The organism is Sphingosinicella sp. CPCC 101087, from assembly GCF_004151485.1.
GTDB lineage: Bacteria > Pseudomonadota > Alphaproteobacteria > Sphingomonadales > Sphingomonadaceae > Allosphingosinicella.
On the sequence record NZ_SBFF01000004.1, the window covers coordinates 65,114 to 80,791 of the forward strand.

Below are 15,678 nucleotides of genomic sequence, written 5' to 3' on the forward strand. Positions count from 1 at the left end.
AGAATGACCATGACCTATGTTGAAGGATTCGTCGCGGCAGTTCCGGCGAAGAACAAGGAAGCCTATCGCAAGCACGCCGCCGACGCGGCTACGCTGTTCAGGGAGTTCGGCGTGGTCCGGATGGTCGAGACCTGGGGCGACGACGTCCCCGACGGCAAGGTCACCGACTTCAAGGGCGCCGTCCAGGCGAAGGAAGACGAGGTCGTCGTCTTCTCCTGGTTCGAATATCCCTCGAAAGAAGCCCGCGACGCCGCCAATCAGAGGATCGCGAGCGACCCGCGCATGAAGGCAATGGGCGAGTCCATGCCGTTCGACGGGCAGCGCATGATCTATGGCGGCTTCGCCCCGATCGTGGAGGAGTCGACCGGCGGCCGAATGGGCTATGCCGACGGATATCTGCTCGCGGTGTCCGACTCCAACAAGGAGGCCTATCGGGAGATGGCACAGAAGGCCTCGGTCATATTCCTCGATCATGGCGCGACCCGGGTGATCGAGGCCTGGGGCAACGATGTCCCCGACGGCAAGGTCACCGACTTCAGGCGGGCCGTGAAGGCGGTGGACGGCGAGAGCATCGTCTTCTCCTGGGTCGAGTGGCCGTCGAAGGAGGCCCGCGCCAAGGGTTGGGAGAAGGTCATGGCGGACGAGCGGATGAAGTGCGATCCGAACAACATGCCGTTTGACGGTCAGCGCATGATCTATGGCGGCTTCGTGCCGATCGTCGACGAAGGCGCGCCCGTCCAGGCGAAAGCGGCCATGCCGCAGCCGGCCTGATCTCTCTCCCCCTGCCGGGGCCGCCACGAGGCGGCCCCGGTCCCTTCTCGACGAAAGGATTTGCGAATGTCCGACCTCACCAGCGCGCCTGCGGCGACGGCGACCCTTTCCGATACTCCCGCACCCGGCACAGGCAGATTCTTCTGGTACGAGCTGATGACCACGGATCAGGACGCGGCCGCGCGCTTCTATGGCGAGGTGGTCGGCTGGACCGCGGCCGACCAGGGTTCGGCCGATCCCAGCGGACAGCGCTATCTCGTCCTGTCCGCCGGCAAGCATGGGGTAGCCGGCCTTCTCCAGCTGAACCGGACGATGATCGAAGGCGGTGCGCGGCCGGGATGGATCGGCTACATCTACGTTCCCGACACCGACGAAGCGGCGAAGCGGATCCGGGAAGCAGGTGGCGCGGTCCACATGCCGCCGCAGGACATTCCAGGGATCGGCCGCTTCGCCATGGTGGCCGATCCGGGAGGCGCTCCCTTCTACGTGATGAAGCCCTTGCCTCGCGACGACGCGCCGCCACCCGCGGCGCCCAACACGCCCGGCCATGTGAGCTGGCACGAACTCTACGCCGCCGACGGCGAGGAAGCCGCCTTCAAATTCTATTCGGGCCAGTTCGGTTGGGAGACCGTGTCCGAGATGGATATGGGGCCGATGGGCAAATACCGGATCTTCGGCTTCGACGGCGTGCAGATGGGCGGCATGATGGACAAGCCCGAGCAGGTGCCGGTCCCGTCCTGGGCCTTCTATTTCGAGGTCGACGGCCTCGAGGCGGCGATTGCGCGGATCCAGGCGCAGGGCGGAAAGGTGACGATGGGCCCGCACCAGGTGCCCGGCGACAGCTGGATCGTCCAGGCCGTGGACCCGCAGGGGGCCAGCTTCGCGCTCGTCTCCGAACGGCGCTGAATACCCTCATCAGGAGAGAGCATCGTGCAGAAGATCACCCCTTGCCTCTGGTTCAACCACAATGCCGAGGAAGCCGCCAATTTCTACGTGACCCTGCTTCCCGACAGCCGCATCGACAAGATCGTCCACGCCCCCGCCGACACGCCGTCGGGCTCTGAAGGCTCGGTGCTCGTCGTCGAGTTCACCTTGTCAGGCCAGAATTATATCGGCCTCAACGGCGGCCCCAACTTCCCGTTCACGGAAGCCGTCTCTTTCATGATCCGCACCGAAGACCAGGCGGAGACGGACCGACTGTGGGAGGCGCACCTCGCCAATGGCGGCGAGGAGAGCGCCTGCGGCTGGCTCAAGGATCGCTGGGGCCTGTCCTGGCAGATCACGCCCAAGCGCCTGCTCGAACTGGTATCCGATCCCGACCCGGCCCGCGCCCGCCGGGCGACCCAGGCGATGATGAAGATGGTCAAGATCGACATCGCCGAAGTGGAGCGCGCCGCCGACGCAGCGGAGCCGGAGGCCGCGACCGGCTCCTGATTTGGCCCGCTTCCGCCGCCGTCTTCGGGCGCGGGCCGGACCGGCTCCGCGCCCGTCGCGGCTGCGCCCTGTCGTATGTGAGCGCGCCGGAGGCCGCCTGAAGAATCCCTCTAACTCACGTTAAATAAACGCTTCTTTCGCGCTCCGGGGCGGAACTCGGCGGTTCCGGGCCTGTTTCGCGGTCGTCGAAGAACAGGAGGGATCGAATGATGCGCAGCTACTTGATTGCACTCGCGGGGTCGGCGACCCTGATCGTCGGGTGCGCGCCAATGGACGATGGCGCAACCTCGGCCGCGGCCGCGGCCGCTGGAGACGCCACCCCCGAGGAGCGCACCGCTTATGTCGCCATGGCGGGTTCCAGTGATCTCTACGAGATCCAGTCGGGCCAGCTCGCCCAGCAAAAGGCCCAACGCGACGAACTGCGGCAGTTCGGACAGATGCTGGTACAGCATCACACCCAGACGACGCAGCAGGTGATGAGCGCAGCGCGAAGCGCCGGCATGAACCCGCCCCCGCCTTCGCTGACGCCGATGCACCGCCGAATGCTCGACGACCTCCAGCAGGCCTCGGGCGCCGCGTTCGACAACTTGTTCGTTCGTCAGCAGATCCAGGCCCACGAGATGGCTCTGGGCTTGCACCAGAATTACGCCCGCAATGGCGACGCTCCGCCGCTGCGGACGGCGGCGAATTCCGCAGTGCCCATAATCACGCAGCATCTCGAGCGTGCGAGGCAGCTCGACTGATGATGGACGACGACTCGCCCTCCGCCGAGGCCGAGCCGGGCACGCCCGGAACGGGAGAGAATCTCTGCCGCCATTGCAACGGCACCGGCAGGCTGGAGGGCGAGCCGTGCCCTCATTGCGGGGGCACCGGCAAAGTGACGGAAGGCATAGGGGGGGGCTAGGTCGTCGTTCCGAGTTCTTCAGCCGCCGGCCTGCCACGCAGCGACGGATTCGATCGGCGCCAGCAGCATCAGTACGTTGAGAGTCAGATTGTCGCGGATCACGATCAGCGCCAACAGCTCGAATCCGATCGCGAGCGCCACGGTAGCCCATAAGGGGAGTCGACGCGCGATGGCGAAGCCGACGATCATCCACAACATGTCGGCCAGGGAGTTGAGCACGCTGTCGCCGGTATAGCCCAGCGCCATCGTCGCCTCCCGGTACCGGTCGATCACCCGGTCGGTATTCTCCAATATCTCCCAGGCGGCCTCGATAGCCATTGCGGCGATCAGCCGGTCGCCGGGAGGATTGCGACGCAAGAACAGCCATCCAAGGCCGTAGAAGAGAAAGCCGTGAATGATGTGGCTTGGCGTGTACCAATCGATGAGATGCTGACTGTTGTGCGGTCCATGCACCTCCCCGACCCATAATCTTACCTCGCCGCAGGCGCAGATGAGCGGGCGGCCCATCCACAGCAGGATGGCGGCCGTGCCGCAGGCTATCGCGGCCGCGATGAACCAGTAGCGACGGGGAATGAGGGGCGTCATGCGCCCAGCATATCCAAGAGCTTCATCGCGGTGCGATAGTTTCGGGTGGTCGCCACGAACGGCTCGCCCGCGAAGGTCTTAGGCCAGACGAGCTTGGACGGGCCGATCCCGGCCGGGTAGTGGATCCACAATATGCCCGCCGCCCGGCGAACCCTTTCGCCCGCCGCGCCGGTCGCCTCCATCGCCCCCTCGATATTCTGGGGCGGCGCCGTCTTCCCCACCATGAGCAGCAGCCAGTTCGGCGCCTCGCGTGCCGCATCGGGGAAGGGATTGGCCGCGACGATACCCTGCCACTCGCCCGCGGTGCGGACGACCGTGGGAACCTTCATCGCGAACCGGCGCTCGATCGCAGCCTCGAGTTCGGCCGCTACCGCTTCGGGCCGCTCCCGGGCTGAGAAGACAATGTTGCCGCTCTGGATATAGGTGGCGATGTCGGCCAGCCCGAGCTCGGCGCAGAGCGCACGCAGATCGGCCATCGGCAGGCTACGGCCACCGACATTGATTCCCCGCAGCAGCGCCACCATCCGCTCCATCGCGCCTGTCTAGCAGGAAAGCGGCTCGCGTCTGCCCCGGACGCGCAGGCTTTCGCGGCCGTTTAAGGCGAAAGGCCGGCCGAGCCGCGCGCAATCCCTTGACGCCCGGCTTTCCGCTCCGCCACTAGGGCACTCCCCGTGGACGCGGGAGCCTGTTTGCGATCAGGGAGCGCGGCAAGAAATTGAAACCTGGACCGCTTTCCCACTGCCGTCGGGTTCCGCTCTTCCGGAACGTGGTCTAGCGCGCATGGAAGTCACAAGCGCCTTCAAACGGAGAGGCCTGCTCTTCGTCCTTTCCAGCCCGAGCGGTGCCGGCAAGTCGACCATCGCTCGCATGCTCCTCGCTACCGACGACGGCATCGCCATGTCGATCTCCGCCACCACCCGGCCGATTCGGCCCAGCGAGGAGGATGGACGCGACTATCATTTCGTCGACGACGCCACTTTCGACACGATGGTCGCAAAGGGGGACTTCCTGGAATGGGCCCACGTCTTCGGCCACCGCTACGGCACGCTGAAGAGCGAGGTGCTCAAGGTGATCGAATCGGGACGCGACGTCCTGCTCGACATAGACTGGCAGGGTACGCAGCAGCTCAAGCAGGTCGACCCCGACATCGTCAGAGTATTCATCCTGCCGCCATCCCTGGCAGAGCTGGAGCGCCGCCTGCGGGCCCGCGGAACCGACAGCGAGGAAGTGATCGGCCGCCGGATGGAACGCGCCGCCGCCGAGATGAGCCACTGGGCCGAATATGATTATGTGCTGATCAACAACAGTGCGGAAAAGTGCCGCGAGCTCGTCCACAACATTCTCAAGGCCGAGCGGCTCAAGGCGACCCGACGGGTGTTCCTCCACGACTTCGTCCGCGAGCTCATCGGCTGAAGCGCTTCGCCGCCGGAACAAAAGCGTTCCGTCTCGCTTAGGGCTCCCAGAAGGGGGTCGTGATCCGCTCCGGGCCGAGCCCGAGGCGGTCATGGTCTAGCGCAGAGGGAGGATCGACATGATACGGGTCATCTTCGGATCGGCGGTCGCTTCGGTCGCGATGTTCGTCATCAGTCTCATCTTCTTCGGCCCGCTTGGCCTCAGCAATCTCGGCACCCGCAACGTCGACGACGGGCAGGCCGCGGCAGTTCAGCAGGCGCTCGCCGCAAACCTGCCGCGCACCGGCACCTATTTCGTTCCGGAGCCCGGCGCATCGGCCGCCCAGACGGTCATGTACGGCCAAGGGCCGATTGCCACGATCCACTACAATACCGCCGGATTTCCGGCGACCGATCCGACGGCGCTGATCGGCGGGCTCGTCTTCAACTTCCTCGTCGCGCTGACGATCGGCGCCGCCCTGATCGGGATAGACCGCCGCGTTCCCGATTTCCCGTCACGGGCACGGGTGGCGGTCCTAATCGCCGTCGCCGCCGCGACCTTCACGCGACTTGGCGAGCCGATCTACAACCACCACGATTGGGGCCATTTCATCTACCTCTTCGTCGCCGACGCGCTCGCGCTCGGCGCCGCCGGCCTTATCCTCGCTTATTTCCTGCCGGTCTCCCGGGCTGGTCCGGAGGACGCGCCGACCGACGTCTGACGGCTGCCGAAATTGCACGCGCTCCATGGCCAGGCACGCCCGCCCGGCCTGAAGCCGCTCCAGGACCGGCTGAGCCGGAACGAAATGGCAGAGTCCCTTGCTATCCGTCCCGTCCCAGCAGGCAGAGGAAGCGGAAGCCCGCCTCGAAATCGTGCCGGCGGGCCGCAAGCGCCTTCGCCGCCTCGGCATCCTCGCCCCATTGCTCGGCCTGCCATTGCTCATCCAGAGTGGCGGCCGCCCAGGCGGTCTCTAGGTCGATTCCGCCTTCGGTAAGCGCCAGGGCCACGATGAGCGAGCCCGACACCGTCACCAAGGGGGAGAGGCCGGCCAGCTCGAATGCGTTCCGGGCCTGGACCGCCTGGGCCAGGCGATCGAGCGTTCCCGGCGGCTGCGGACGATGGATGATTCCCGTCGCGACTTCGAAATCTGCGTCGTACCGCCGCCGCGCCCAAGCCAGGATCGGGTCCCACTGCTCCGCCTGGCGCTCCGCCAGCCGCGGCGGAGCCTCCGCCCGATAGCAGAGCAAGTCGCTTTCGCCATAGACGGCGAGGCTGCGGGCGAATGCCGCCCGATCCAGGGCGATCCGGTCGATCGCGGCGTTGGCGAGGCCGGTCAGCGGCATGGAATGGGGATCGATCTTCTCGCCTTGGGCATTCCACTCGGCCGCCACCGCCTCGGCGAGCGCACCAGTCGGAAGCGCCAGCGCTTTTCGGCCCGGAGTCCGGATCGGCTTCCCGTCGAGCAGGACCGCACCGCCACGCTCGGTCTCGGCTTGCTTGTAAAAGCGCCTCACGGCGTCGGCGGCTCGCGCCAGCGGCGGGCCAGCCATTTCGGACCCCAGAAGCTGACCACCAGAAAGATCAAAGCGAGCGGGAATCCGACGATCGACCCCCCCTCGACGAAGATATCGCTTTGCCAGAGCACGAGCGACGCAAGGACGCCGACGGTGGCGCCGATCCGAAGCAGGTTCATCGCAATGAAGCGGTTGCGCCACATCGCCTCTTGATCTTGGGGAGTCATGCCATGGCCTTCATCAGTTCGAGTATCTCGAGGGGGTGCTCGGCAAGGTAGTGCGCGCCTGCCTCACGCAACGCCTCCGGGTCGTGATAGCCCCACGTGACGCCGATCGCCGTCACTCCGGCCGCCCGCGCCATCGCCATGTCGTAGCTCGTGTCGCCGATCATCAGGGTCGTCCCGGCCGACGCGCCGGCATCGGCGATCGCCTGTTCGATCATCGACGGATGCGGCTTGGAAGGGTGCCGGTCGGCAGTCTGGAGCGTGACGAAGCGACCAGCAAGCCCGTGATGATCGAGACACAAAGCAAGGCCCCGGTCGGACTTTCCGGTGGCGACGCCGAGCAGCCAACCCGCCGCCTCCAGCCGGGCGATCAACTCGTCGATCCCTTCATAGAGCGGCTCGTCGGCCAGGCCACGCGCGCGCATCCCCTGGAAGGCGAGCTTGTAGGCCTCGGCCAAAGCATGGTGGGATTCCGAGGCGGCGTCGGGCAGCATCGCCCGCATCGCCTCGACGAGGCTGAGCCCCACCACCGAGCGGGTCCGCTCGCGCGACGGTGCTTCGAGCCCGGCTGCGGCAAAGCACAGCTCCATTGCCATGCAGATATTGTGCTGGCTGTCGACTAGCGTCCCATCGCAGTCGAAGATGGCGAGGCGATTCATGCCCGGTCCCCGCCGCCGGGGGCCGGGATGGCTTTCTGAAGCATCAGCCGCGCCATTTCGGGGTCGAGCGCGGCAAGACCGTCGGCGGCCCCGAGCCGCTCCGCCTCGCTCTTGTTCTGGCCGAGCTTGAGGGTTCCGCGCAGATCCTCGATCTTCAACTCGAAGCCGATGATCGCCTTCAGCAGGCCCTCGAACCGGCCCGGCGACATCTTGGCGCGGGTCCAAGGCGGCTTTGGCGCGAGCCGCGCCTCTTGCTCGGCGCTGAGATCCTCAAGCTGCTGCGTCAGCTCCGCCTGGTCGAGCCGGCGTAGCGGACCTTCAGCTTCTACCGCGACATAGTTCCAGGTCGGGACCTGGTCCGCCGTCCCGTACCAGTCGGGGCTGATATAGGCTTCGGGCCCGACGCAGGAGGCGATCGCTCGCGCGCCGTCGAGTCGCGACGAGGCGCGATTCCCGCGCGCGACATGGAAGAGAATTCGGTCCGGCGAACGGACCACGACCGGCGCGTGGACAAGGATCGGACCATCGGCGCAGATCGTGCAAAAGGCGACCTCGCGCACGAGATCGAGCATCGAGTCCCGGTCCTTCCAGACAAAGGCGCGATTGGGATGCATTCAGTGTCCGCCCTCGTCGCGCCTCCGGCTTCGCCGCTCGCCGCGCCGCCCCTTGCGCCGAGCCTTCGCAGCGGCGCCGGCAGCGCGCCGCTTGCCCTCGGGCGTGTCCGAATATCTGACTTCGTCGAGCGGCAGGTCGCCGAGTGCCGGGTCGAAACCGAGCGAGGCCAGGCTCTCGCGGAAGTGGTCGGCGGGCTCCGCGGTGACGTCGATCCGGCCACCGTCGGGATGGTCGATCCTCAGCCGACGGGCGTGGAGGTGCATCTTGCGGCTGATGGATCCGGTCAGGAAGGCTTCCTGCCCGCCATATTTGCCGTCGCCGACGATCGGGTGGCCGATCGCGGCCATGTGGACGCGCAACTGGTGCGTGCGCCCGGTGTGCGGCTGCAACTCGATCCAGGCCGCGCGGTTGCCGGCGCGATCGATCACGCGGTACCGGGTTCGCGCGGGCTGGCCCGCTTCACCCTGGTCAACGTGCATCTTTTCGCCGCCGGTTCCCGGCTGCTTGGCAAGCGGAAGCTCGATCAGTCCGTCCTCGACCGATGGCACGCCGACCACCAAGGCCCAGTAGACCTTTCGGGCGGTGCGGCCGGAGAAGGCCTTGGAGAAGAAAGCGGCGGCGCGTGGCGTGCGGGCCACCAGCAGGACTCCCGAAGTGTCCTTGTCGAGCCGGTGGACGAGCTTGGGCCGCGGCCCTCCTTCCTCGGCGAGGCCATCGAGCAGCCGGTCGAGATGGAGCACGGTCTTCGTCCCGCCCTGGGTGGCGAGCCCCGGCGGCTTGTTCATGACGATGGCGGCCGGATCGCTATGGATCACCAGCGATCGCACGAAATCCACCTCGTCCGGGGTCAGCGTCTCCCGGACGGGGCGGCTGCGGCCCGTCTCGGCGGCCGGCTCGTCGATCGGCGGCACCCGGATCGTCTGGCCGGCTTCGATCCTGTCCCCGGGGGCGGCGCGACGGCCGTCCACCCGAAGCTGTCCGGTCCGGGCCCATCGGGCCACCATCCCGAAGCTCGCCTCCGGCAGGTTGCGGCGGAACCAGCGGTCGAGGCGGATCCCGTCATCCTCCTCTTCGACGGTGAAGGTACGGACCTGTTCCGAAGCGCTCATGCCGCCGCCCGGGCCAGCCAGAGGCCGGCAAAGAGCAAGGCCAGCGCGCCGGCGACAGAGACGAGGACGTAAGAGGCCGCCTGTCCGACGTCGCCCCGCTGGAGCATGTAAGCGGTCTCCGCGCTGAAGGCGGAGAAGGTGGTGAAGCCGCCGAGCAACCCGACGCCCAGGAATAGCCGCCACGGATCGGCCGTCCCGCCGCGATCGAGGAGAAAGCCGAGCAGCAACCCGGCGCACAGGCCGCCGGCCAGGTTCACCAGCAACGTACCCCACGGAAAGGCGGCCCCGAGCCGCCGCGCCGCGGCAAGCCCCACGCCGTAGCGCATGCCGGCACCGAGCGCGCCGCCCATCATGACGAGGAGGAGGTTGGGCATCGCCGCGGATGTAGCGAGCCGCACGGCGGGACGCCAGTGGCGCAGCCGGCCCCTTTCGTCAGAGGGGCCGCCGATCAGGCCCCTTTGTTGACGATCAGCGCAACGTCCGAACCGCGTTCGAGCGGAGTCACGATCAGGTAGAAGGCGCCGTCATTGCCGGCATCGACGCCGCCAAGGACGTGGTCGGCGCCGCGCACCTGATGCTCGGCCGAGAAGCCGGCCCGGGTGGCGAGGCCGCGATAATGATCGAGGACACGCGCATAAGGGTCGGACGTGCGGAAGGTGACGACGCGCATGTGGCAATTGCCCGAATCGCTACCGGCCGCCTCGGTCACGCGTCCGCCAGGATAAGGCGGGAAGGCCGCCGGCAGACGCTCGGCCCATTGCGGGCCATATTGGAACGGAACGCCGCAAGCGCTCGTCTCGACGCCCCCGGCCGATGCGGCGCGGGCGCGGTTGCCTCCGGCCATCGCACGACGCGCGCTTTCGGCCGCCGATCCTGCGGGATATTGCGCCTGGACCGGCCCCTCGGGCGGGCGGACCGTGTTGGGATGCGCCTGCTGCACCAGATTGGGGTCGACCAGGATCTGGTCCTCCAAGGCGCTGGTCAGCGCCGGATCGGCGCCGTTGGCGAGCAGGGCGTTGTCGAGCTCGGATAGGTTGTTGCCCTCGCCCCCGCCACAGGCGGCAAGCGCGAGCAGGCCGACCAGGGCGGCCGTGCGGGAAAGGCGGGAGAATCGGGTCTGCATGTCGCGGCTCCTCTTGGCCGCCTTCTAGCGCAAAAGCCCCCGCCGATGGGTGAGCAGACATGGTTAATCGGCGCCCGGCGGCGCCTGTGTGTCATAATCGGACTGCCAGAAGGCGAAGGTTTCCGCCTGCATCGCGGCGATGAAGCGGGCGGCTTCCGGCCCATCCCAGGGACCTTCATAACCGCGCTCACGGCCGCCTCCGGCGAGCCACCAGCCCTGGCCGGGCAGGCCGTCGCTCCGGCGCACGACCAGGACCGCCAGCTCCGGCTCGCCGCGTTCGGCGGCGACCCGGTCGATCTCGCCGAGAATGGCGCAGAGCTGGCGCATCTTCGGCCGCGAAAAGGCATAGCCGAGATGCTCGAGCAACTCGCCATAGCTCAGAGCCACGCCGGAACGGGCGGCGGCGACGAGATGCGCACGCACCTCATCGGGATCGGCGAGCGGTTCGGCCATGTCCCTCCCTCGCCGGCAGCGGATGCGCCTCGCCGCCGGAAGAAGGCTCGTATCAATTCGAACCGGAGAGGAGAAGTCGCCCTTCGGTGCCGCCGCCCGCGCCGGGCGCGATCCGGAGGGTGAAGCGATCGCCATCCTGGCGATCGGTGCCGGTGACGACGAAGCCGTTCCCTTCCGGCCGCGCCGTTTCGAGCGCGAATTCCTGCCCTCGCGCCGGATCGCGATACCAGCCGACGACCTGTCCAGGCGCGTCGCCCGTGGTGAAGCGCAGCTCGACCTCGCCGCCATCCTGGCCGCCCGGCCCTTCCCGTCCGCCCTGGACGTGCATGCCCGCGAAGGTGGATCCCGGATAGAGCAGGCTTCCTTCATCCATCTCGGCACGCGAACGGATGCCCTCGGGAATGCTGATCGACATGTTGAAGCCGGGCGCCTCCACGGTGAGTCGCCCCTCCTCGGCCCGCCCGGCCGCGCTGGCATTCTCCTCGACTGAGGGCGCGTCGTTGCCGATCCGCGCCTCGCAGGCGACCAGCAGGGTGGCGGCGGCCATGGCCGGAACCAGCTTCGAGAGGGTCATCCCTTGTCCTCCTCGCCTCGATCAGGAGGCAATGGTAACTGTATTATCTACGTAATACAATACGGGCCGGATCCGCTTGCCCGAGTCTATCGCCTCCCGTAGGGCGCGCGCCATGGCGCACGATTCAAGCCGCGAGCGCGCCGGGCTGCTGCTCGGTCTGGGCGCCTATCTTTCGTGGGGCGTGCTGCCGCTTTACTTCAAGGCGCTCGCCCACATTCCCGCCACCGAGATCATCGCCCACCGGATCATCTGGTCGGTGGTGCTCCTTGCCGTGATCGTCACCCTGTGGCGGCGATGGTCCGCCATCGCCGCTGCCTTCTCCGCGGGCCGGGTGGTGATCACCCTCATCGTCACGTCCCTGCTGATCGCGATTAACTGGCTGACCTATATCTACGCCGTGGTGAGCGGCCATCTGCTCGAGGGCAGCCTGGGCTATTATCTCAATCCGCTGGTGAACGTGCTGCTCGGCGTGGTGCTGCTCAAGGAGAAGCTCAGCCGCCCCCGCATCGCCGCCACCCTGCTCGCCGGCGCCGGAGTCGCGGTGCTTGCCATCGGAGCCGGATCGGGGCTGTGGATCAGCCTGACCCTAGCCGTCTCGTTCGGCCTCTACGGCTTCGTCCGAAAGGTGGCGCCGGTCGATTCCCTCGAGGGACTGTCGATCGAAACCGCGCTCCTGGCGCCGATCGCCCTGGGCTGGGTCCTATGGCTGCAGCAGGCCGGCAGCGGCGGCCTCGGCCAGTTCGGCTGGGGTACGGACGTCCTGCTCGCGCTCGGCGGCGCGGTCACCGCCATCCCGCTGCTGCTGTTCACCGGCGCGGCGCGGCGCCTGCCCTATTCAACCCTCGGCTTTCTCCAATATATCGCGCCGTCGCTCCAGTTCCTCCTTGCCGTCCTGGCGTTCGGAGAGCCGCTGACGACGGCGCACATGATCTGCTTCGGCGCAATCTGGACCGCGCTCGTCATCTTCACCCTCGACGGCTTGTGGTCGGCACGGTCGCGGGCCGGGCCGACAGCGCCGGCTTGAGGCCAGCCGCATACGGAGTCATGCTGCCGCCCTGGTGAGGTGCCGCATGAAGAGTGACCCGCGCGTCGACGCCTATATCGCCCGGCAGGCCGACTTCGCCCGCCCCATCCTCGAACATCTTCGCGAAGCGGTGCACGCGGCCTGCCCCGACTGCGAGGAGACACTGAAATGGGGGGCTCCCCATTTCACCTATCGCGGCGAGATGCTGGCTGGGATGGCTGCCTTCAAGCAGCATGCCACCTTCGGCTTCTGGCGCGGCGGGCTCGTGGTCGGCCAGGAAAAGGTGCAGATGAGCGGCATGGGGCAGTTCGGCAAGCTGACGGCGATCGCCGACCTGCCGGTCCGGTCCGAGCTCGAGGCCCTCGTCAGTAAGGCGATGAAGCTGAGCGACGAAGGCGTGAAGGCGCCCCGCCGCAAGCATGATAAGCCGCCGCTGACGATGCCGCCGGACATGCGCGCCGCGCTCGACGCCAATCCGGCCGCGGCCGCCACGTTCGACGGATTCCCGGCCGGCGCCCAGCGCGAATATGTCGAGTGGATCACCGAGGCCAAGCGCGACGAGACCCGGACCAAGCGACTAGCGCAGGCGGTCGAATGGTTGGCCGAGGGCAAGCGCCGGCACTGGAAGTACCAGAATTGCTGAGGGCTCAGCCTGACCGTTATCCCGGCGACAGCTGGATCCGAGCCGATTCGCGGCGGAGCCTTCAGCTTCCTTCGTTCGCGGCTGTGCCCGTCCCGTCGGCCGGGCGGCACTGAGGCAGGCCGAGCTCGCGCATCTCGCTGCACTGGCGGACCTGGGTGTCGCCGTTGGGCGCGATGAACAAGGCCCAGTGGCGGCCGTCGTTGCAAAGCGCCACCCACAAGGCCATGTTGCGATAATCTTCCTGGTAGCGCGTCGCCTCGACCCGCTGGCAACGCATGCCATTGTCCCGGATCGCCCGCATCACGCCGAGCCGCTGCATGTCCGGGTTCAGGGCCATCAGCTGGTCATGATGGGGATTGGCGATCTTGATGGCCGGTGCCTGTTCGGGCGGAGGCCCTTCGTCGCAGGCCGCCGCCGTCAAGACCAGCAAAGCGGCCGCCGCGCCCCGGAATCGCATCCTATTCGCCCTGCGCATTCTGCGCGGCGGAATCGTTGGTCTCGACCAGCCGTGCCTCGGCCGGATTGAGGACCGAAGCGGTGCCGTCATTGCCGATCACGATCGTCCATTCGACGCCGCCGAGGCAGCGGGCGGTCCAGACCGGAAAGCCCTGATGCTCGCCGGCGCGCGACGAGCTCTCGACATGCTGGCAGTCCTGCCCGGAATCGCGGATCGCCCGGACGAAGACGGCGTTCCGCGCCGCTTCGGGCATCTCCTCGAGCCGGTTCTGGACCGCCTCGGGGCCAGGCACCTCGACCTGCTGGTTCGCCGGCTGGGGAGCGCCGCCGTCGCATCCTGCCACCGCGGCCGCCACGGCGGCCGCCGTTCCGATCATGAGCTTGCGCATGTCTCGCTCCCTTGTTGGTTCGGCTGAACAATGACCGAGCGCGCCCTGAGTTGCAGGGCAGGCCGTTCTAGGCCGCGTCGGCGATCTTGCGATAGCGGTCCCTGAGCTCGACCTTGTCGATCTTGCCGGTACCGAGCTTGGGCAGCGGCTCCTCCCGGATCCAGACATAAGCGGGCAGCTTGAACTGGGCGAGTTGCCCGGCCAGGAACTCCAGCAGCGCGTCGCGGGTGAGCCCGCCCGTTTCGGCATAGACCACCGCCGCCGGCACCTCACCGAGCCGCTCGTCGGGAACGCCGAAGACGGCAGCCTCGGATACCGCCGGATGCGTGTAGATCGCCGCCTCGACCTCCTGGGCGCTGATATTCTCGCCGCCCCGAATGACGATGTCCTTCTTGCGATCGACGATGAACAGATAGCCGTCTTCGTCGAGATAGCCGACGTCGCCGGTGCGGACATAGCCGTCTGCGGTGAAGGCCGCGCGGGTCGCCTCCTCGTCGCGCCAGTAGCCGCGTATGTTCGCGGCCGACCGAATCGCGACCTCGCCCCGTTCGCCCGGCGGCAGGTGGACATCGCCCTCACCGAGGATCGCCAATTCGACGAGCGGCCGCTGCGCGCGCCCGGTCGAAGCGGGCTTGTCGTGATAATTTGCCCAGAAATTGCCGCAGCCGACGGCATTGGTCTCGGTCAAGCCGTAGCCGAGAGCAGGCTGGGCACCCCGAAACGTCTCCTCCAGCCGTTCGACGTGGGCGACCGGGCGCGGCGCGCCGCCCGCGGCGATGTCCGTCAGGGTCGAAAGGTCATATTTGTCGCGGTCGGGATGCGTCATCATCTCGAGGCTCATCGTCGGCACGCCGACGAAATAGGTGACCTTCTCCGCCTCGATCAGCCGCATCGCCTCACCGGCGTCCCATTTGGGCATAAGCACCATCGTGCGGCCGATAACCAAGCTGTTGAGCAGGACCGGCACCTCGCCGGTCACGTGGAACAGGGGCACGTTGACCAGGGTCTTGGGCGGGTTGACGGGCGGCTGGCCCTCGCTCTCCTTGATGCCGAGCAAGGTGAGCAGGCCGATCGCGTAGGCGTAGACGCCGGTCGTTACCGCGCGATGGGTGGAGACGGCGCCCTTGGCGACGCCGGTCGATCCGGACGTGAACAGGATGGTCGCATCGTCCTCCGGCGCGACCGACGGCAGATCGGCATCGGGGCCGCCGAGCAAGGGCCCCATCGCTTCCTCGACCTTGCGCTCGACCGGCAGGACGGCGGTCGCGATTCCGAGCCCGGTCGCGTCGATGCGCGGCGCACGCGACGCGTCGGCGATCACAAGCTTCGGCTCGGTCAGCGACAGAGCGTGGCGCATCTCGTCGGCCTGCCACCAGCCGTTGATCAGGGTGGCGACCCCACCTGCTTTCAGCACGGCCATCCAGGCGACGATCCAGGTCGGGCAGTTGCGCATCGCGATTCCGACGCGGTCTCCCTTGACGATCCCGGAGCCGGCGAGGGCCCGGGCCAAACGCGTGGCGTGCTGGTTGAGCTCGGCGAAGGTCAGCCGCTCGTCTCCCGCGACGACGCCCTCGACCTCGCCATGAAGCATGCAGAAGACGTCGAACAGCGACGGCAGCGTCGGCGGCAGGTTGGTGACGATGGCCCGCCCGTCGGGGTCCCGGCCGATCTGGACACGGCCGCCTTCGCCGAGGACCTTCTCCAGGACGGCATCATATTTCCGGTCGAGCGCGCTCGGCATCCTCGGCTATCTCCCGTGCTTTGCCTTTCCTTCTCCCCCCACTATGAAGGCGCGAGCCCGAAGGGGGA

The 15,678-nt window shown here is 67.5% G+C and carries 22 protein-coding genes and 1 pseudogene; 9 read left to right on the forward strand and 14 right to left on the reverse strand.

Going from position 1 to position 15,678, the window contains the following annotated elements; genetic code table 11:
* Window positions 1-9: 9 nt before the first annotated feature.
* The 5 genes and pseudogenes from EKM57_RS22435 to EKM57_RS07570 form a co-directional block, all read left to right on the forward strand.
* A pseudogene (locus EKM57_RS22435) lies at window positions 10-306 on the forward strand (DUF1428 domain-containing protein); the annotation flags it as partial.
* Between the two features lie 69 nt (window positions 307-375).
* Window positions 376-771 (forward strand): DUF1428 domain-containing protein, encoded by a 396-nt coding sequence (locus EKM57_RS22440; protein ID WP_243450956.1) that lies wholly within the window; start codon window positions 376-378, stop codon window positions 769-771.
* Window positions 772-837: 66 nt separating this feature from the next.
* Entirely contained in the window at window positions 838-1,677 is an 840-nt protein-coding gene (locus EKM57_RS07560) for a VOC family protein (RefSeq protein ID WP_129791892.1), read from the forward strand.
* Window positions 1,678-1,701: 24 nt separating this feature from the next.
* Window positions 1,702-2,205: a VOC family protein gene (locus tag EKM57_RS07565; protein WP_129791893.1), complete on the forward strand. Its 504-nt coding sequence runs from the start codon at window positions 1,702-1,704 to the stop codon at window positions 2,203-2,205.
* 206 nt (window positions 2,206-2,411) lie between these two features.
* On the forward strand, window positions 2,412-2,948 hold the full coding sequence (locus tag EKM57_RS07570; RefSeq protein ID WP_243450938.1) for a DUF4142 domain-containing protein: 537 nt from the start codon (window positions 2,412-2,414) through the stop codon (window positions 2,946-2,948).
* Between the two features lie 179 nt (window positions 2,949-3,127).
* On the opposite strand, the gene EKM57_RS07575 is transcribed toward EKM57_RS07570, so the two are convergent.
* Both EKM57_RS07575 and EKM57_RS07580 read right to left on the reverse strand, forming a co-directional pair.
* Window positions 3,128-3,694, reverse strand: coding sequence for a DUF2585 domain-containing protein (locus tag EKM57_RS07575; protein ID WP_129791894.1), 567 nt, complete (start codon window positions 3,692-3,694; stop codon window positions 3,128-3,130).
* Window positions 3,691-4,215, reverse strand: a complete 525-nt coding sequence (locus EKM57_RS07580; protein WP_206185340.1) for a DUF1697 domain-containing protein — start codon at window positions 4,213-4,215, stop codon at window positions 3,691-3,693. Before EKM57_RS07580 ends, EKM57_RS07575 begins: the two co-directional genes overlap by 4 nt.
* A 259-nt stretch (window positions 4,216-4,474) precedes the next feature.
* Between EKM57_RS07580 and gmk the strand changes: the two genes are divergently transcribed.
* Complete coding sequence (gmk, locus tag EKM57_RS07585; RefSeq protein WP_129791896.1) at window positions 4,475-5,107, forward strand: guanylate kinase; 633 nt, start codon at window positions 4,475-4,477, stop codon at window positions 5,105-5,107.
* 118 nt (window positions 5,108-5,225) lie between these two features.
* Entirely contained in the window at window positions 5,226-5,807 is a 582-nt protein-coding gene (locus EKM57_RS07590; protein ID WP_129791897.1) for a hypothetical protein, read from the forward strand.
* A gap of 100 nt (window positions 5,808-5,907) precedes the next feature.
* On the opposite strand, the gene EKM57_RS07595 is transcribed toward EKM57_RS07590, so the two are convergent.
* The 9 genes from EKM57_RS07595 to EKM57_RS07635 all read right to left on the reverse strand — a co-directional run bounded on the left by EKM57_RS07595 (window position 5,908) and on the right by EKM57_RS07635 (window position 11,357).
* Complete coding sequence (locus tag EKM57_RS07595; RefSeq protein WP_129791898.1) at window positions 5,908-6,600, reverse strand: ATP12 family protein; 693 nt, start codon at window positions 6,598-6,600, stop codon at window positions 5,908-5,910.
* Window positions 6,597-6,827 carry a hypothetical protein gene (locus EKM57_RS07600; protein WP_129791899.1) on the reverse strand — a complete coding sequence of 77 codons (231 nt, stop codon included), beginning with the start codon at window positions 6,825-6,827 and terminating at the stop codon, window positions 6,597-6,599. The genes EKM57_RS07595 and EKM57_RS07600 overlap by 4 nt, the downstream gene beginning before the upstream one ends.
* Window positions 6,824-7,483: an HAD-IA family hydrolase gene (locus EKM57_RS07605; RefSeq protein ID WP_129791900.1), complete on the reverse strand. Its 660-nt coding sequence runs from the start codon at window positions 7,481-7,483 to the stop codon at window positions 6,824-6,826. The genes EKM57_RS07600 and EKM57_RS07605 overlap by 4 nt, the downstream gene beginning before the upstream one ends.
* Complete coding sequence (locus EKM57_RS07610; protein WP_129791901.1) at window positions 7,480-8,097, reverse strand: FMN-binding negative transcriptional regulator; 618 nt, start codon at window positions 8,095-8,097, stop codon at window positions 7,480-7,482. The genes EKM57_RS07605 and EKM57_RS07610 overlap by 4 nt, the downstream gene beginning before the upstream one ends.
* On the reverse strand, window positions 8,098-9,207 hold the full coding sequence (locus EKM57_RS07615) for an RluA family pseudouridine synthase (protein ID WP_129791902.1): 1,110 nt from the start codon (window positions 9,205-9,207) through the stop codon (window positions 8,098-8,100). It lies immediately after the preceding gene.
* Window positions 9,204-9,581, reverse strand: a complete 378-nt coding sequence (crcB, locus tag EKM57_RS07620; RefSeq protein WP_129791903.1) for a fluoride efflux transporter CrcB — start codon at window positions 9,579-9,581, stop codon at window positions 9,204-9,206. Before crcB ends, EKM57_RS07615 begins: the two co-directional genes overlap by 4 nt.
* 74 nt (window positions 9,582-9,655) lie before the next feature.
* Window positions 9,656-10,330 carry a hypothetical protein gene (locus tag EKM57_RS07625; protein ID WP_129791904.1) on the reverse strand — a complete coding sequence of 225 codons (675 nt, stop codon included), beginning with the start codon at window positions 10,328-10,330 and terminating at the stop codon, window positions 9,656-9,658.
* Between the two features lie 63 nt (window positions 10,331-10,393).
* The gene (locus tag EKM57_RS07630; RefSeq protein WP_129791905.1) at window positions 10,394-10,783 is read right to left on the reverse strand and encodes a ribose-phosphate pyrophosphokinase; all 390 of its coding nucleotides are present in this window, start codon (window positions 10,781-10,783) and stop codon (window positions 10,394-10,396) included.
* Window positions 10,784-10,835: 52 nt separating this feature from the next.
* Complete coding sequence (locus tag EKM57_RS07635; protein WP_129791906.1) at window positions 10,836-11,357, reverse strand: hypothetical protein; 522 nt, start codon at window positions 11,355-11,357, stop codon at window positions 10,836-10,838.
* A 112-nt stretch (window positions 11,358-11,469) separates the two neighbouring features.
* On the opposite strand from EKM57_RS07635, the gene rarD reads away from it, so the two are divergent.
* Entirely contained in the window at window positions 11,470-12,381 is a 912-nt protein-coding gene (rarD, locus tag EKM57_RS07640; RefSeq protein ID WP_129791907.1) for an EamA family transporter RarD, read from the forward strand.
* A gap of 46 nt (window positions 12,382-12,427) precedes the next feature.
* Window positions 12,428-13,024 carry a YdeI family protein gene (locus tag EKM57_RS07645; protein ID WP_129791908.1) on the forward strand — a complete coding sequence of 199 codons (597 nt, stop codon included), beginning with the start codon at window positions 12,428-12,430 and terminating at the stop codon, window positions 13,022-13,024.
* A 61-nt stretch (window positions 13,025-13,085) separates the two neighbouring features.
* On the opposite strand, the gene EKM57_RS07650 is transcribed toward EKM57_RS07645, so the two are convergent.
* The 3 genes from EKM57_RS07650 to EKM57_RS07660 form a co-directional block, all read right to left on the reverse strand.
* On the reverse strand, window positions 13,086-13,481 hold the full coding sequence (locus tag EKM57_RS07650) for a hypothetical protein (protein WP_129791909.1): 396 nt from the start codon (window positions 13,479-13,481) through the stop codon (window positions 13,086-13,088).
* Between the two features lies 1 nt (window position 13,482).
* Entirely contained in the window at window positions 13,483-13,869 is a 387-nt protein-coding gene (locus tag EKM57_RS07655; RefSeq protein ID WP_129791910.1) for a hypothetical protein, read from the reverse strand.
* 67 nt (window positions 13,870-13,936) lie between these two features.
* Window positions 13,937-15,610 carry a class I adenylate-forming enzyme family protein gene (locus EKM57_RS07660; RefSeq protein WP_129791911.1) on the reverse strand — a complete coding sequence of 558 codons (1,674 nt, stop codon included), beginning with the start codon at window positions 15,608-15,610 and terminating at the stop codon, window positions 13,937-13,939.
* Window positions 15,611-15,678 lie beyond the last annotated feature (68 nt).